This is a genomic window from Binatus sp. (SeqCode) (genome assembly GCF_036522015.1).
Lineage (GTDB): Bacteria > Desulfobacterota > Binatia > Binatales > Binataceae > Binatus.
Genome location: NZ_DATDGQ010000189.1, coordinates 1 through 17537, shown reverse-complemented (window position 1 = coordinate 17537; position 17537 = coordinate 1). Strand labels below are relative to the sequence as shown.

General features: G+C 59.2%; 10 protein-coding genes. 2 read left to right on the top strand and 8 right to left on the bottom strand.

The genetic code is table 11. From position 1 onward, the window contains the following. Window positions 1-21 precede the first annotated feature (21 nt). From glgB to VIW95_RS08025, 4 genes are all read right to left on the bottom strand, one after another. Window positions 22-2274, bottom strand: coding sequence for a 1,4-alpha-glucan branching protein GlgB (gene glgB / locus VIW95_RS08040; protein ID WP_331585185.1), 2253 nt, complete (start codon window positions 2272-2274; stop codon window positions 22-24). Further along, window positions 2255-5665, bottom strand: coding sequence for a maltose alpha-D-glucosyltransferase (gene treS / locus VIW95_RS08035; RefSeq protein WP_331585183.1), 3411 nt, complete (start codon window positions 5663-5665; stop codon window positions 2255-2257). Before treS ends, glgB begins: the two co-directional genes overlap by 20 nt. A 9-nt stretch (window positions 5666-5674) precedes the next feature. Then, a complete protein-coding gene (locus VIW95_RS08030) occupies window positions 5675-7663 on the bottom strand; it encodes an alpha-1,4-glucan--maltose-1-phosphate maltosyltransferase (protein WP_331585181.1) in 1989 nt (662 codons plus the stop codon). A 144-nt stretch (window positions 7664-7807) separates the two neighbouring features. Then, window positions 7808-9703 carry an ABC transporter ATP-binding protein gene (locus VIW95_RS08025; RefSeq protein ID WP_331585179.1) on the bottom strand — a complete coding sequence of 632 codons (1896 nt, stop codon included), beginning with the start codon at window positions 9701-9703 and terminating at the stop codon, window positions 7808-7810. A gap of 269 nt (window positions 9704-9972) precedes the next feature. Here VIW95_RS08025 and VIW95_RS08020 point away from each other — a divergent pair, with 269 nt between their 5' ends. Together VIW95_RS08020 and VIW95_RS08015 are read left to right on the top strand one after the other, a co-directional pair. Continuing rightward, window positions 9973-11319 (top strand): MFS transporter, encoded by a 1347-nt coding sequence (locus tag VIW95_RS08020; RefSeq protein ID WP_331585176.1) that lies wholly within the window; start codon window positions 9973-9975, stop codon window positions 11317-11319. Between the two features lie 169 nt (window positions 11320-11488). Continuing rightward, window positions 11489-12694, top strand: a complete 1206-nt coding sequence (locus VIW95_RS08015; protein WP_331585174.1) for a kelch repeat-containing protein — start codon at window positions 11489-11491, stop codon at window positions 12692-12694. A 5-nt stretch (window positions 12695-12699) separates the two neighbouring features. On the opposite strand, the gene VIW95_RS08010 is transcribed toward VIW95_RS08015, so the two are convergent. From VIW95_RS08010 to VIW95_RS07995, 4 genes are all read right to left on the bottom strand, one after another. Next, window positions 12700-14913 (bottom strand): amylo-alpha-1,6-glucosidase, encoded by a 2214-nt coding sequence (locus VIW95_RS08010; RefSeq protein ID WP_331585172.1) that lies wholly within the window; start codon window positions 14911-14913, stop codon window positions 12700-12702. 65 nt (window positions 14914-14978) lie between these two features. Beyond that, window positions 14979-16061 carry a glycosyltransferase family 4 protein gene (locus VIW95_RS08005; RefSeq protein WP_414645273.1) on the bottom strand — a complete coding sequence of 361 codons (1083 nt, stop codon included), beginning with the start codon at window positions 16059-16061 and terminating at the stop codon, window positions 14979-14981. Between the two features lie 447 nt (window positions 16062-16508). After that, window positions 16509-16880 (bottom strand): hypothetical protein, encoded by a 372-nt coding sequence (locus VIW95_RS08000; protein WP_331585168.1) that lies wholly within the window; start codon window positions 16878-16880, stop codon window positions 16509-16511. Window positions 16881-16967: 87 nt separating this feature from the next. Then, window positions 16968-17537, bottom strand: a 570-nt coding sequence (locus tag VIW95_RS07995; protein ID WP_331585166.1) for a hypothetical protein, incomplete at its 5' end; no start/stop codon positions are given.

Sequence of the window (17537 nt, the reverse complement as noted above, 5' to 3'; positions counted from 1 at the left end):
GACGCGGTGGCTGAGGATCGGTTACGTCACTCGGCCGGCGGAGGGAACCTCGAACCAAATAGTCCCCAACGGCGGCAGCCTTAGCGACAGCGAATACTGAAGTCCATGCCACGGGATTTGCTGCGCGGTCACCGCGCCCGCATTGCCCTGATTGCTCCCGCCGTAGAGGGTCGAGTCACTATTGAGAATTTCGTGATAGACGCCGGGCGCCGGAACACCGACGCGATAGCCGGTGCGCACGATGGGCGCGAAATTACATATGCAGATCAGTTTGCGGCCGCTGGACGGTGCGATCCGCATGAAGGCGATTACGTTCTCATCCGAGTTGTTCGCATCGATCCATTGGAAACCCGCGGGCAGATGATCCGCTTCCCACAGCGCCGGCTCGGCGCGATAGATGCGATTGAGATCGCGAATCAGGTTCTGCACGCCGCGATGATCGGATTCATCGAGCAGATTCCAATCCAGGCTGGCGTCATGATTCCATTCGCGCCACTGGCCAAACTCGCCGCCCATGAAAAGGATTTTCTTCCCCGGCCGTGCCCACATGTATCCAAACAGCGCGCGCAGGTTGGCGAACTTCTGCCAGCGATCGCCGGGCATCTTGTCGAGCAGTGAGCGCTTGCCATAAACGACCTCGTCGTGAGACAGCGGCAGCACGAAGTTTTCGAACCACGCGTAAACGAAGCCGAAGGTCAGATCGCGATGATGAAAGCGCCGGTAAATCGGCTCCTTGCTGAAGTAGTCGAGCGTGTCGTGCATCCATCCCATGTCCCACTTGAAGCCGAAGCCAAGACCGCCGACATACAACGGGCGGCTGACTCCGGGCCATGAAGTGGACTCTTCGGCGATCATCATCACGTCCGGATGGCGCGCATAGATCTGCTGATTGAGCTCCTTGAGAAATGAAATCGCCTCGAGGTTCTCGTTGCCGCCATGGATATTCGGAATCCACTCGCTGTTCTTGCGCCCGTAGTCGAGGTAGAGCATCGACGAGACGGCGTCGACGCGAATCCCGTCGGCATGAAATTCTTCAAGCCAGTACTTCGCGCTGCCCAGCAGAAAACTCCGCACTTCGTTGCGGCCGAAATTGAAAATGAAGGTGTTCCATTCGGGATGGAAGCCCTGGCGAGGATCGATATGCTCGTACAGCGCGCTGCCGTCGAAGCGCCCGAGCCCAAACGCATCCGTTGGGAAATGTGCGGGAGTCCAGTCGAGAATCACTCCGATGCCATTCTGGTGCAGGCAGTCGATCAGGTAACGAAAGTCGTCGGGCGATCCGTGGCGGGCAGTAGGGGCATAGTAACCAGTCGTCTGATATCCCCAGGAACCGGTGAACGGATGCTCCATCACCGGAAGGAATTCGACGTGCGTGAAGCCGACGTCGGCGAGATATCCTGCGAGTTGCGAGGCAAGTTCGCGATAGCTGAGCGGCCGGTTGCCCTCTTCGGGAACCCGCCGCCAGGACCCGAGATGCATCTCATATATGGCAACCGGTTTGCGCAGTGGGTCGCCGCTGTTTCGCTCGGACATCCATTTGGCGTCATCAAATGAGTAGTCGGACTGATATACTCTGGATGCGGTAGCAGGCGGGTTTTCAGTAGCTAATGCAAATGGGTCACTCTTAATAGTCAGTTCGCCCGCATTAGTACGAATCTCGAATTTGTATCGCGTCCCGGCCGGCAGATCGGGGACGAAGATTTCCCAGACACCGGAGTTGCCGAGCATTCGCATCATGTCGAGCCGGCCGTCCCAGCTATTGAAATCGCCGACCAGGCTGATGCCATCGGCATTAGGCGCCCACACTGCGAAGGACGTTCCTTGCACACCTTGCAGTTCGCGAACGTGAGCGCCGAGCTTGTCCCAGATCCGTTCGTGCTTTTGCTCGGCCCACAAATGCAGGTCGAGCTCGCCGAGCGTCGGCGGGAACGGGTACGGGTCGCGAATCGTCACGACAAAGTCGCCCGGATAGTGAACCCTGACCTGGTACGGAAAGACTTGCCTCATTCCCGATACAAGAATCTCGAACAGTCCCGGTTCGGGCCGCATGAGCATCTCGCGCGGCGGCTCGCCGTCAACGATTAGAAATATTTTCTGAGCGTCGGGACGATACGCGCGCACAATCACTCCGCGATCTGTCGGATGCGCGCCAAGAATCGAATGCGGGTCGTGATGCCTGAGCGCCAGCAGGCGCTTCAGTTCCTCGACTGGAATATTTGAAACCGCCGGGTCGCTCGATTTCGGGAGCCGCTGGTTATGCTCGCGGACTTTCATGGATTCCGGGTTTGGGCACAATCAGGTTTTGAGTATTGTTACTCTCGAGCCCGAGCAACTGACCAATACTGAGTAATGGAATCAATAGCCAGTCGGGACGATTGTTGAGTTCGTAACCTAGTTCGTAAATAGCCTTGTCCATTACGAATGCGTCGAGCAGGATGCTGAGCTCGTCATCGTTTTTCGGTATGAATGACGCGTGACCGGCCGCTTCCAGGTAGCCTTTAAGCAACGCCCATGACGACCAGGTCCGCCAAAAGTTCGCCCACGGCTCCATGCCGGCAAAATTGAAGTCGCCCAGGGCGCCGGTTCGCAACTGCTCGATTGTCGACGTAAGCGCTGCGTAGTGAAACGAGCGCAGCATCCCGGCAACGTCTCTCAATGCGGCGCGCTTGAGACGGCGCTCGCTCAATGGACGCGCAGGCTCGCCCTCGAAATCAATGATCGCGAAGTCCCTGCCGGTGTAAAGAATCTGCCCGAGATGCAAGTCGCCGTGAATGCGCATTCGGTCCACACTCAAGCGGCAGCGGAGGAAAGCGTCGAATCGTGCGGCGATCTCCGGCTGATGCGAAGCGACCAGCTGCGCCTGATCGCGCAAGTCTTTTGGAACGATCGACGCGCGATTGTTGAGCATGCGCATCACTCGGGCGAGCAAATTCTGCATCGATTGAAACGTCGAACGCTGGTAGAGGGTCGAGTAGGGTTCAGGTGCGAAATCGGGATCATCGGCTGTGGAAGCCAACGCGAGATGAAGTTCGGCGAGCCGCTTGCCCATCAATCGTGCCGCGTCGAGATAGTGACCAATCAACTCGGCAGCCACCGGATTCGGTTCCGTCAGCGCCAGCAATTCGACCAGCGTCTTCTCCATCGCGGGCGCCGGTTCCGACCTGGTCGCAGCGTTTTCGAGAAAACGGTGCAATTCTCCCAGCGTGAACTGCCACGCGTCGCCCTCATTGGGGACGAAGCCCTGCAGCACCGCGATGTTCCTTCGTTCGCCGCTCGCGGAACTGTAGTCGATCCATCCAGCGAGCGGGGGGACGTGGGAAAACAGCGCATGGGTAGTCAGGAAGCGACCAATCTCGAGGTCAGGATTCAAGCCGGCTTCGATGCGGCGAAAAAGTTTGATGATGAACCGGTCACCGTATACGACCGAGCTGTTGCTCTGTTCCGTCTTGAGGATGCGGGGTTCGAGCCGCGATTCGGGATCGCCGCGCAACTGATGAAACGCCTGGGTGGCGCCCGGCAGAAGCTCGCCTACCGAGCCTCGGTGACGCCGGCGCCTGGCGATGATCTCGAGTAGCGCATTCAGAAAATCCGGATCGACTGCCGCATCGAAAAGGATTCCGTCGCCGTCGCCGTTGCGTCCCGAACTAGTCACTTCGGCAATGACGTGTTCCGGCCACCGCGAACGCACATCGCGCGCCCGATCTCCAATAGCTATAGCCAGTGGCAACAAGTAGGTTTCAGGTTCGGCATTGGAGTATTCGACGTTCAGCAGCGTAAGTTGCGGAACGGCTGGTCCCTCCGACATTGGCATCGACTCCGCGAAGTGTACCGCGGTCACGGTTCGGGACTTTGCGCGGAACCATCGGCAATGCTGCAGGTAACCTGGTAAGAGTCGTTCGAGTTGCTGACGTGAGTCGCCACGGAGGATACCGTCGAAGCTCGCATTCAACTCGATGCGCGGAATTTCGTACTCCGATCGGTCTGCTGTGGCAGTGGTCTTTGGAGGTTCGATCGAAAACCAGAAGAAGGCATGCGGTCCGAGCGTGAGAAGATAGGGTAGATCGCCGATAGCCGGAAAAGGCGTGCGGCCGAACAACTCGATCGGCGTCATGCCCTTGAACTTTGCGAGATCGAGCTCAACGTATTGAACGAATCGCGAAAGATTGGCGACTACCAGAATGTTTTCGTTTTCATAAGCACGAATGAAGGCCAGCACGTGTGAATTCTCAGGACTGAGAAACTGCATCGTGCCGCGGCCGAATGCCTTATGCTGTTTGCGCAGGGCGAGCAACCGACGCATCCACCAAAGCAGCGAATGTCGATTGCTCTCGTGCGCTTCGACGTTGGTACTTTGGTAGTGGTACTCGGGATCGATGATCACGGGCAGGATGAGACGCTGCGGATTGGCCGCGGAAAATCCGGCGTTGCGATCCGCGCTCCATTGCATCGGGGTACGCACTCCATCCCGATCGCCCAGGTACACGTTGTCTCCCATTCCAATTTCATCGCCGTAGTAAATGACCGGCGTTCCCGGCAATGAACACAGCAAAGCATTATTCAGTTCAATAGTACGTCGATGATTACCCAGCAGAGGTGCAAGCCGCCGGCGAATACCCAGATTGACTCTCATTCGCGCGTCCTGCGCGTAAGCGCGATACATATAATCGCGCTCTTCGTCAGTAACCATTTCGAGCGTCAGTTCGTCGTGATTACGCAGAAACAATGCCCACTGGCATGTAGGATCGATCTCCGGGGTCTGCGCCCAGATGTCGGTTAGGGGAAACCGATCCTCCATTCGTACCGACATGAACATTCGAGGCATCAGGGGAAAGTGGAACGCCATGTTGCATTCCTTGCCTTCCGCCAGGTACGCGACGGCGTCTTCCGGCCACTGATTAGCCTCGGCCAGCAGCATTCGGCCGGGGAATCTCTCGTCTATATATGATCTCAATTCTCGCAGGAATGCGTGGGTTTCGGGCAGATTCTCGCAATTCGTTCCTTCGCGCTTGAAGATATAGGGAACCGCGTCGAGCCGGAGACCGTCGACGCCCATACCCAGCCAGAAGGAGATCACTTTTCGAATTTCGCGGATGACTGCCGGGTTGTCATAGTTCAAATCCGGCTGATGCGAGTAAAACCGATGGAAGTAGTACGCCTTGGCAAGCGGATCGAATGACCAGTTGGACGGCTCGAAGTCCTGAAAAATTATTCGCGCGTCCTTGTAGCGCTCGGGCGTGTCACTCCAGACATAGTAATCGCGAAATACACTTCCAGCCGGTGAACGGCGCGCGCGTTGAAACCATTCGTGACGATCCGAAGTATGATTCAGTACTAGTTCAGTGACTATCTTCAGATCGCGGCGATGCGCCTCGCGAATAAATATTTTGAAGTCGCGCAAAGTCCCGCATGAAGGATGGATATTGGTGTAGTCGGCGATGTCGTATCCGTCGTCACGCATCGGCGACGGATAAAAAGGCAGCAGCCAGAGAGTGGTGACTCCCAGCGAATGCAGGTAATCGAGTTTTGCCGTCAGGCCGGGGAAGTCGCCGATACCGTCGCCATTGCTGTCGTAAAAGGAACGGACGCGCAGTTCATAGAAAATAGCGTCCTTGTACCATAGAGGATCGGACGCCGAACCGTTTTTAGGCTGTTGCTTGGTGGGCACGTGTGGAACTCAGAGACGCCCTTCGACGCGCAGGATATGGGCAGGCTCGACACCAGGATCGAGTCGCACGTAGTTATGTTCGGACCACACATACTTCGCACCGGTCAACAGATCCGTGACTCGATAACTTCCGCCAGGTGCTATGCCAACCACCTCCGGGGGCACATGCGCGGTGCAGTAATGCGCGTTCGATGGATCCAGATTAACGGCCACCAGGATGACATTGTTCCTGTCCGGGGTAGCTTTCGAGAAGAACAGAATTTGATCGTTGTCAGTGCTCAGAAACCGCAGGTTGAGGAACTGTTGAAGCGCAGGATTGTCGCGACGAATCGTGTTAACCCGCCCGATGAACTCCTTGATATTTCCTGGTCGGTTCCAATCGCGGACCTTGTACTCGTACTTCTCGGAGTTGAGGTATTCTTCGGTGCCGGGCACCGCTTCGTTCTCGCACAGTTCATAGCCGCTGTAGATGCCGTAGGAGGGGGATAGAGTTGCTGCCAGTACCAGCCGCATCTTGAAAGCCGCGCGTCCGCCGGTTTGCAGTACCGGCGCGAGAATGTCGGGAGTGTTGGTAAAGAAGTTGGGCCGGAAATACTCCTTCATGGGTGTCTGCGTCAGCTCTGTCAGATACTCAGTCAATTCGAACTTGGTATTGCGCCAGGTGAAGTAGGTATACGACTGAGTAAAGCCGGCTTTGGCCAGCGCCTTCATCATCTTCGGACGGGTAAACGCTTCAGCGAGGAAAATCACTTCCGGATTGGTGGCCTGCACTTCATTGATTAGCCAGTTCCAGAATTGCACCGGCTTGGTATGCGGATTGTCGACGCGGAAGATCTTCACGCCATGCTCGCGCCAGAATCTCACCACCCGCATCAGCTCCTCGAGCAATCCGCGCTGATCGGAGGTATCGAAATCGATTGGATAAATATCCTGGTATTCCTTGGGCGGGTTCTCGGCATACTTGATGCTGCCGTCGGGGCGATGTTGAAACCAATTCGGATGCTCGCGGACCCATGGATGGTCAGGCGAGCATTGGATTGCAAAATCGAGTGCCACCTCGATTCCAAGACGGTTGGCCGCCGCGTTGAAGCGATCGAAATCGCCGATCGTGCCGATCGCCGGCTCAATCGCAGTATGCCCGCCGGCCTCACTACCAATCGCCCACGGACTGCCGGGAGAATTCGATCCGCCGTTCAACGCATTGCCCGGACCCTTGCGATTCGTGTGGCCGATCGGATGAATCGGCGCCAGGTACACAACGTCGAAGCCCAGGTCGCGAAGCTCGGGCAGCCGGCGCTCGGCGTCGCGGAAGGTGCCGGGCTTCCCGGGCGCAACGCCCTGCGATCGGACGAACATCTCGTACCACGTACCAAATCGAGCCTTCTCGCGATCGACGACGAGCTCCAGTAGCGGTTCGAATCGCGTCAGACCGGATCGCTCGCCGACGCGCTCCGCCGCAACAGAAATGTTGGCCTCGCTGACGATCGCGAGCGCCGTCGCGCCATCGTTTGTTTTCCGCAATCGCGCGAGTGTGCGCTCGAACAATTCGCGATCAGCTCGATCCGCGCGCGAGCTCATTTTTTCGACGAGTGCGATACCCTCGAGAACATCGGACGCCACCGGCCGCGCAGCCTTCACTTTCTTGGTGAAATCCGCGAGCCACGTAGCAAACAGGTCAGTCCATGCTTCGATGGTGAAAACGTAGCGAGCATTTTCGGTGGGGCAGAACTCGCCGCGCCAGCGATCGTTGTCGAACGCAGCCATCGAAGCCTCGTCGAAAACCTCGTCCCGTTTGCGGCGCCATTTGACCGCGGCGCGCAACACCTGATGCCCGTCACGAAAGATATCCGCCTCGACGACGCATGACTCGCCCGCAATCCGCTTCGCCGGATAGCGGCCTCCTTCGACCGAAGGCGTTACGTCTTCGATTATGATGTGGTTGAGCCGCCGCTCGGGCGAGACGATCTGAGAATCAGTTCGAGTTTGATACGAAGGCATCGCCGACATCTACAAGGGCCGCAACTCACATTATAACGAGATGCGCGGCCGGCAGTTCAACCCGATTCGGCGCTGCGGCGTGAACTTAGCACTAAATGTGGACCGACGCGGTAGATCGGGAGATCTTACACGCCCGTCAGCCGATCAGAGCGAGGCCAGTCGTTGATGGAATCCGCGTATTGCTTGCGGTTCCAGCGACAACCCTCGCGTTTGCTCGTTGAAGAGCCTGGCGTACGCGCCTCCGCGTCGCATCAGATCCGCGTGCCTGCCCGTCTCGACGATGCGTCCGTTACCCATGACGACGATCAGGTCGGCGGTAACCGCGCTGCGCAGGCGATGCGCGATCAGGAATACCGTTCGGCCAATCATCAGCAGCTCCATTGCTCGATGAATCTGATTCTCCGATTCCGAGTCCACCGCCGATGTCGCTTCGTCGAGGATTACGATCTTCGAGTCCTTCAAAAACGCGCGCGCGATCGCGAGCCGCTGACGCTGGCCACCGGAAATCTTGAAGCCTCGTTCCCCAATGATCGTATCCAGTCCGTCGGGCAGGCTTTCGACGAACTCTCGCAGGTTAGCCATCTCGAGCGCGTGAAGGAGCATCTCGTCGGTCGCATCGGGGCGCGCGTAGCGCAGGTTATTCCTGATACTGGCGCTGAACAGCAGCGCGTCCTGCGCGACCAGCGCGACGTGCTCGCGCAACGACTTGAGCGTGTAGTGACGAACATCCCGGCCATCGATCAGAACGCGGCCGCGTGTCGCTTCATAGAACCGCGGAATCAGACTCGCCATCGTCGTCTTGCCCGCGCCGGACCGTCCGACCAGCGCGACCCGGCAGCCGCCGGGAACGTGCAGATTCAGGCCTTCCAGAGCCGGCCTGGGCGACACCCCATTGCGTGCGCCATAGCTGAAGGACACATCGTCGAACTGAACGGATCCGCTGCGCACCGCAAAAGGACGGCTGAGCGCGTGATCGGTTATCTCGGGTTTCAGATCGAGAAACGCAAAGATGCGCTCGATGGCCGCCATCGAGGCGGAGAACACAACCGACAGTTGGGCGAATCGTTCCAGCGGCAGATAGAGAAATCCGAGATACGAGAAAAATGCGACCATCGTACCGAGTGTCATGGTGCCCCGGATGATCATGAGCGCACCGACCCAGATGACCACCGTCGGCGCGGCGCGAGTCAGTAGCTGAATCAGCATCTCCTGGCGCGCTGCGAGTTTCACCTTGTCGATCGTGCGTTGCAGCAGCCGCTCGGTCTGTCCGCGGAATTGCTCGACCTCGAGGTCCTCGCGGCACAAAGATTTGATCGTACTCGCGCCGACCACCCGTTCGTGAACTTCGCCGGAAATCTCTGCGACCGTCTCCTGCATCCGATGACTCACAGATTTGATCCGGGGCGCGAAGAATCGCATGAACGCGACCCACAGCGGCGAGATGCAAAGCGCCACGAGTGCGAGATGCCAGTTGAGTGCCAGCAACGCGACCACCACCAGCGTCAGCGAGACCCCGTCCATCCAGACGTCGATCAGCGCGGACCCTACCAGTTCATTAGCCTGCTGAACGTCATTGAGGACGCGCGAGACAATCGCACCGCTCGGGTTCTGATCGAAGAACGAATGCGGAAGACTTTGCAGATGCGAGAACAAGCGCCTCTGAAGGTCGAAAATCAGCTGGTTGCCGGCCAGGCCCGCCCAATAGTTGCGATAAAAGCTGGCGATCGACTGAAGTGCGTACAGCGCCAGCATCACCACACTTAACGCGGCCAACTTGTTGGTAGGAGTCGCGGCATAACCAGCCAGCCCGGAAAGTCCAACGCACCATCCGTCGATCAGTCGCATGATGCCGTCAAATTTGGGCGGCGAACTAAGCAGAACGTCGATGACGTATTTGAAGGCAAGCGGAAACGCCAGCGGCAGCGTGAACTTGCCGACGCCCATCAACGCGGCGCCGATCACCAAACGCAGATATGGCTTAACGAATCCGACGAATCTAAAAATTACCGAGTTTGAAAATTTTTCCGGGTCCGGATTCATACAATCCCTCAACGAATTCCTCAAATGAAACGGGGTGTGCCGGGCAGAAAACTCGGCCTTCATTGGAAAGCAACGTGCATGCCTTATCGCGGGCCTTGAATTCTCGTGAGATTTTGGGAGTAGGCAGCCTGCAAGGCGGATCGTGTGAAATTTTAGGGTCCTGAATCGTCGGGCTTAGTAACCGATATGGAAAGGTGAAGAGCCGCTGACTCGATGCCAACAAAAATGTGTTGGCGCGGATTTCGCTTGAATTTGCGGCGGAGTGCTCAGTGGCGAAGCAAAAGGTCAAAACGAAGGCAGTAAACGACGCTTCCGCGCAACGGCCGAGATCGAGCACCACCGTCGGCGCCATCGTCATTCTGCTGCTCTACCAGGGCTACACGCTGTCGATCGTCGGTATCGCGTCGCCGTGGATCGCGAAAAGTTTTGCGCTGGATGAGGGCAAGCTCGCGAGACTTTTTGCGTGGATGGCGATATCCGCGTTTGGCTCGCTGCTGCTCGCGCGGGTGGCCGATCGCGTCGGACGCCGGCCAGTGATTCTCGGCGCTCTGCTGCTCGCCCCGCTCTTTTCCTTCGGAGCCGCGCTGGCGCCCACGGCTGGAGCGTTTGCTGCGTGCGAGATAATGGTTTCGGCACTGCTTGGCGGATCAGTCTCGTCGGCGATCGTGTTGCTCGCCGAGGAACTACCGGTCAAGCAGCGCGCTCGAGGCCAGGCGGTCGTGGCCTTGGCCAGCGCAATCGGCGGCGTCCTTGGCTATCTGATCATTCCGGCGCTGCTGGCATGGAACTATTCGTGGCGATGGCTCCTGGCGCCGTCGGCAGCCGGCATCCTGCTGGTAGTGCCGGTGGCCATGATGCTGCCGGCGCAATCGAAATGGTCGAGCGCCGTTTCGAGTGGAAGCGCGAAGCGCAGTCACTTCTACGATATTTTTCACCCGATCTATCGGCGCCGCTCGATCGCATTACTGACCTGCGCCGCGCTCGACACGATCGCCGGCACCGCGGTTAACGGCTGGCTCTACTATCAAGCAGTCTCGATCCTCGGCCTCTCGCCAGTAGCCGCAAGCACGCTGGTGGTTACCGGAATGGGCGTGGGCATGATCGGATTTCCGCTGGGAGCGTGGACCTCGGAGCGGTTCGGACGCGTGCCGACGGTGTTCTATATGGGCGGCGCGGCATGGCTCGGCGCGTTCGCGTTTTACTACGGTCCGCCCACGTTCGTAAGTTGGCCGTTCATGTGGCTGGTCGTCGTGTATTGCTGGTTTAAAATCGCGTCCGACGTGATGACCGTCGGCGCGAACTCCGCCGCGACCGAACTTTTCCCCGCTGCGCTGCGCACCACCATGATCGGAGCGCAGGGAATAACTGCGGCGGCGTTCTCGATGCTCGCGCAGGTGCTGATCGCCGCGTTGATCGGACCGTTTGGCGGACTCGCGAGCGTCATTCGCTACCTGGCATTGCTCGGAATTCCGAGCGCCATCATCTTCGGGCTCTTCATCGATGAAACCCGCGGCCTGACGCTCGAGCAATCGGCGCTCGAGGATCAATGGAATGAAGTTCGACACAACCCCTGGCCAGCGGAGGCCGAAAATCCGCGCCAGGCGGCCGATAGGTGAGGGGATGAGAGAAGGCTTCAAAGTTTCACTCTTTGCGCGGAGCACGGGTGCGAGCCTTCTGTGCGCGATCGCTCTCGGCATCTTCTCGCCAACGCCTTGTGCGCAAGGACGCGAGCCCGCCGGCAGTGCGCGGGAGGCGTCGCCTACATCGACGATCACGCCGGCGGCCTTGAAAGCGATTGTCCTGATCGAGGGTGGCACCGGCTCCGTCGATCGGCCCACCGGAGACACTCCGGGCGTGCTCAGTTCAGCCGAGATTTACGATCCCGCGCTGCGCCGGTTTCTGCCAATCGCCGCGATGAACGAGAGGCGCGATCAATTCTCGGCGGCGGCGATCGGAATCGACAAAGTTCTGATCGTCGGCGGCATCAACACTCTGCTGGTCCCTTTGAACGTGTTTCCCGGACCGGCGATGCCGTGGATTTTGCGTTCCGCCGAAGTCTTCAATTCGGGCGACGGCAAATTCGTTGCGGTGCCGAGCATGAAATATTCCCGCGACGAGCCGACTGTCACGCCTTTGCAAAACGGCAAAGTGTTGATCGTGGGCGGTGACTCGCCGGCCGCCGAGCTCTACGATCCAGCGTCGAACACGTTTGCCGAAACCGGTGCGATGGCGTCGAGCCGCCACGGTCAAACCGCGACCTTGCTGCGCCGCGGCGGCGTGTTGATCGCCGGCGGTGGATTGCAGAAAGTCGAGGTTTACGATCCCGCTACCGGAAAGTTTCAGTTCGCCGGAAAGCTGGACGACAATCGCCTCTATCACACCGCGACGCCGCTCGGTGATGGGCTCGTTCTGATCGCGGGCGGTTGTCCGTTCGCCAGGAGCAGCGCAGTTGACACCAGCGAAATCTTCGACGAAGTGGGCCGAGCCGTCAGCCCCGGACCCAAGCTGACTCAGAGCCGTGCCGGACATACCGCAACGCTCCTTGCTGACGGACGCGTTCTGCTCGCGGGTGGACGCGCCGACAAATCGTCCGAGTTTTACGATCCGGAATCGCACCAGTTTGTCGCCGGACCCGAGATGGTCGAAGCTCGTTCCGGACATTCGGCTACGCTCTTGCCGGACGGAACGGTGCTGCTCGCGGGCGGATGGGATCCGGACTACAAGCCGCTCTCCAGCGCCGAAATTTTCGATCCTGTGGCGAACCGATTCGTTACCACCGGCCAGATGACCGAAGCGCGCGCGGGCCACAACGCGACGCTCATCTTTGGCCGCGAGCCCATCGCCTGGATACGTCCGACACCATCAGCAACTCCGACTCCGTCGGAAACTCCGACCGACACTCTGACTCCGACCCCGTCGGCAACTCCAACCGATACTCTGACACCGACCAATCGCCCGACGCCGTCCGCTACAGGAACGCCGCGGCAGTAGACGAATCAGACTTCGACGCGAATGTCGCCTGACTTTTCTTTGACTTCGATCGCGGCGCCATTCGGACAACGCCGCAGCTCGAACGAGACGCGGCCGTCGCCGACTCGCAGCTTATCGATGCTGAGCCAATCCAGCCACGATGGAATTGAGTGGGTGTCGAAAACAACGCGCCGCTCGAAGCCGAGCACGCGCATCCCAAGCATCGCTTGCAGGATCATGAACACGCTCGCCGCCGACCATGCTTGCGGATAGCACGCCACCGGATACGGAACCGGCCCGAGACCAATCTCGCGCCGGAAGCCGCAGAAAAGTTCAGGCAAACTCGAACTGTTGAGTTGTTCCGACGCGTCGAACAGACCTTCGAGCACCTTGAGCACGCCTGCATGATCTCCGGCGCGCGCGAGTCCGAGCGCAGCCATCGCGTTGTCATGCGGCCACACCGAACCGTTGTGATAGCTCATCGGGTTGTAGCGTTTCTCACTGCCCGAGAGCGTGCGGATTCCCCATCCGGAGTACATGTCATCGGCGAGCAGCCGCTTGCACATGGCGGCCGCGCGATCGCCATCGACGATCCCCGTCGCGAGACAATGACCGCCGTTCGAAGTCATCACGCGGCATGGGCGGCCCTCGCCGTCGATAGCCAGTGCAATCATGCCCTCCCGATCGAGCCAGAAGTCCCGCTCGAAAGATCGTTTCAGCGCTGATGCGCGCGTAAGCAGACGATCCGCTACGTTGCCGCGCCCCAGCCGCGCCGCCACCGACGCGACTTGCGTGCACGCCGCATAAACGTAGCCCTGCACCTCGGCCAGCGCGATCGGAGGACGTGCCAGCGCGCCATCGTGATGAAAGATCGCGTCCTCCGAATCCTTCCAACCCTGGTTGGCGAGCCCGCGCGGAGTTTCGCGCATATATTTGACGTAACCGTCGCCGTCGCGATCGCCCCATTTCTCGATCCACCCGATGGCGCGTTCGACGTTGGGCCACAATTCGTCGGCGAGCTGAAGGTCTCCGGTGGACTCGACGCAGCGTCCGTACAGCCACAGGAACAGCGGAGTCGCATCCACGCTGCCGTAATACCTGCCGAACGGTATTTCGCCGGTCGCCGCCATCTCGCCGCTTCGAATCTCGTGCACGATCTTGCCGGGCTGCTCATCGCGCGCTTCGTTGATCGTGTCGCCCTGGAGCCTCGCAAGAGTCCGCAGCGTGCGCACCGCGATTTGCGGATGAAACGGAAGCACCGACAGCGCCGTGATTATGCTGTCGCGCCCGAAGAGCGTGGCGAACCACGGAACGCCCGCCATGATGAACGCGCCGCTGCTGTCGCCGCGCGCAACAATCGAAGTCAGATCGACGCCCGCACCCCGAATCATCGTGGCGAATTCGTTGTTGCTGGCCGAGATGACGGCCCACTCGCTGCGGAATTGTGCGAGCTCGGATTGCCGTTCCTCGAGCGCCGCGCCGAAGTCGGCGGCGCGATTCGCCGCGACGCCGGCGTACCCCGGCGATTCTCCGCCGGCCGTAACCTGGCATTCGAGCTGGCGATTTTCGCCCGGCTCGAGGTGTAGCGCGAACACCGCGCTATTCTCGTCTATCGCGGTGGGAGCGGTATCGAAGCGAATCTCGGTCGAACGCACGGCGTTGTCGAGACCCCGGTAACGAAGCTCGACCCCCCGGTCGTCAACCGAAGGACTCAACATTTCACCTCGCCGCTTGCGGCGCAGGCCGCGTACTTCGAAGACGTCCGCGAAATCAACGGCGTAGTAAAAATCGATCTCAATGTCGACCGCTGCGCCGACGTAATTGTGCAGCGTCAGCCGATGATACAACGCGGCGCCATCGAGCACCCATCCGCGGTTCACTCTGATCGAGTTGCGCGGCAGCCAATCCGGCTGACCCTTCTTTCCCAAATCGGCGTTGGTAAGCGTCGCGCGGAACTGTGCGCGATCGTCGCTCAGATAAGAGTTCAAAAAGTAGGGCTCGGCCCCCGCAATCAGCATCTCGAAGCGGCTCAAATGCCGCGTATCGGAGTTGAAGAATCCGAGCGCCTCGAGCGGCGAATCTATAATGTCACCGGCCGTCTCGAAGACCGCGAAACTCTGCCCGTTGGCGAGCACCTGGCTCGCTCGTCGCGACGCGAGCGAGGAGGCCAGCACATAGTAGTCGGAGCCTACTTTGACGACGGTCTGCGCCGGCGCGGCGGTAGCCCTGCGTTGTGCCATGATGCGTTGTCGGTGCGCGGCGATTCTGGAGCGCGCGCCTCGAACGGCAGTCTATCACCGGCCGTCTATCGGCCGACAGCCGCCTGCTGCATTTCGAATTTCCCCACTGCCACGTCCGAGTCGCGGCCGATCAGTCGATGGTAAACGCGTTCGTATTTCGCGATCATCACCTCCGACGAGAAGCGCTCCTCGAACTCGCGCCGGCATTGCTCCCGCGGAATCGAATCGATCCTGCCTACTGCAGTCACCAATTCGTCGACTTCCTTTGCAAGGAATCCGGTGACCCCCGGCCTGATAACTTCGGGAACCGCTCCGCACGGACGCGCGATGACCGGCGTGCCGCATGCGAGTGCTTCGATCATCGCGAGGCCGAAGGGCTCGGGCCAGTCGATTGTGAAGAGCAGCGCGAGTGCGCCGCCGAGAAACTCGCTTTTCTGCACGTCATCGATCTCGCCGATGTATTCGATCATCGGCGGCTTGATGCGTGGCTTGATCACATCGGCGAAATATTCGCGGTCAACCGCATCGACTTTGGCGGCGATCTTGAGCGGCACTCCCGACCTGAGCGCGACTTCGATCGCCACGTCGATGCCTTTTTCAGGCGATATCCGTCCGATGAAGGCGAGATACTTTCCGCTGCGTTCGTTGCAGCGAAGCAGGTCGCGCGGCATGCCGTGATGCACCGTCGCCACCCAATTCATCTGCGCCAGCGGCGCGCGCTGCGAATCGCTGATCGACACAAGCGCCGCTTCGGGAAATCGATGATACACAGGATGAAGGTCGGGGATGTCCAGGCGTCCATGCATCGTGGAAACCGTCGGCACGCCCGTCAGGGTAGCAAACGGAAACGACCAGTAGTCGATATGCGAATGGACGATATCGAAATTGTCGCGAGCCGTTTCGAATACTTCGGCCAGCATTGCTAACTGCAACGACGCTCCGAGGTCCGGTTTCCCCATGAGACGCAGAGCCTGCGGACACGCGGCTACAAGCTTCGCCCGTGTCTGCGAATCACCGGCCGCAAACAGCGTCACCTCATGGCCACGTCGCACGAGTTCCTCGGTGACGTACGAAACCACACGTTCAGTGCCGCCGTAGAGCTTTGGCGGCACGCTCTCATACAGAGGAGCGATCTGCGCGATGCGCAGGCGGCGACTACCGGCGCCTCCGAAACTTCCGTTGGTATCCAAATTCATCTCTCCGCACTTACCTGTGGAAGAACGCCAAGCGCCAGGAAAATCCTCTGTACGCGCAAGTTGCGCCTCGAAAATCAAAGGTAATGCGCGCAAAACAAGCGAAAACTATGCCATCGATTTTTGCCGAGGACGAAAGCAGCACCAATCACGGGTTTCTGGAAGTGAGAAAATTTTACGCGGGATAGGGGTACGGAAGGCGAAACGCGCGGACGATTCCGATGCGTCGCGAAAGACTTGAGATTCGCGCGTCAAAAGAGGCAAATTGTTCTCAGATAACTAAAAGTCTATTCGCAAGAGGGGGTGCAGCATGGTGCGTAGAATTGCTTTCGCAATTCTGGCATTTGCGTCAGTTTCGCTCGGAGTCAACGGCGTTGGTGGGCTTCCAGCGGAAATCGGGCCTTACAGTGCAGTCGCGTGGGCACAGGATTCGACCCAAACCGCCGCCGCCGCCCAAGATGATTCAGCCGATGACACTAGCGAGTTCGCCACAAAATCATCACCCGCGAATGTCGCGGGACCTTGGTGTGGGTCGATAAATGACAACGCTTTCGGAAGCGGCACGATCAGTCTGCAGGTTAAACAGAAAGGTACAAAACTCAGCGGCAGTTGGTCGGACACTTTAGGAGCAAGTGGAAAGTTCAAGGGCAAGATCAACGGCGACTCGATCACCGCGACTCTCAGGGCGCGAGGCACCAACTGCAAAATTGCGATGGTCGGCGCCTTGGTCGCGCCGAAAGAAGCATCCGGCACATATTCGATTTTCGGATGCAAACAATCCGACGGAGGAACTTTCGATATCACCAGCCCGAGCTGCTGACGAAAATGGTCGGGGTGGCCGGGCGGGAGATTCTGACAGTCTTACGGCGGCGTGTCTGCGACGCGATGAAACACAGCATGCCAACCGCCCCACATCCGAAGGCCCGAGTTAAGAATGATCTGTTGCGCCTCCATCAGAACCGCATCCGGGGCGGTGAGACGCGCTGTCCAGTCAACCTCGCTGGGCTGGCCCGTATGAGCAGGAATCACGTACAGCCAATGATCGGTGTGGACGACCACTAAATCTGTCCGCCCTCTCATCCGTGTCGGCGTGATCGCGTAGAGGTCCGTGCTTATTCCGTGAGCCGCGAACGTGCTGAACCCCAAGCCAAGGTGCGCTAGCACGTCGAGAGCGTGGGCGGCGACAGAGATTCGCACTTCTGCGTTGGGCACAGAGACCTCGTGCTCTGAATAGCAGAACGTAATCTTCCCAGGACCGCCTACCGCCATCAGTCCCGGATCGGTTGCTACCCAATCGAACCCGTCAGGGTCGCCTTCCCAGCAACCTTGGAACGCAGAAGGGATGTTCGGCGCCTCGATGACGGGAGGAGCTGGCGGCAATCGTGGCCCTTCCAATTTCGGCAGAACAAGCGTGCTCTCGTCACCTTGGAT

What these genes read in the sequence shown, in the direction of transcription:
- VIW95_RS08025 (WP_331585179.1), bottom strand. Translation starts at nt 9,703, where the DNA reads ATGAATCCGGACCCGGAAAAATTTTCAAACTCGGTAATTTTTAGATTC.
- glgB (WP_331585185.1), bottom strand. Translation starts at nt 2,274, where the DNA reads ATGAAAGTCCGCGAGCATAACCAGCGGCTCCCGAAATCGAGCGACCCG.
- VIW95_RS08030 (WP_331585181.1), bottom strand. Translation starts at nt 7,663, where the DNA reads ATGCCTTCGTATCAAACTCGAACTGATTCTCAGATCGTCTCGCCCGAG.
- VIW95_RS08010 (WP_331585172.1), bottom strand. Translation starts at nt 14,913, where the DNA reads ATGGCACAACGCAGGGCTACCGCCGCGCCGGCGCAGACCGTCGTCAAA.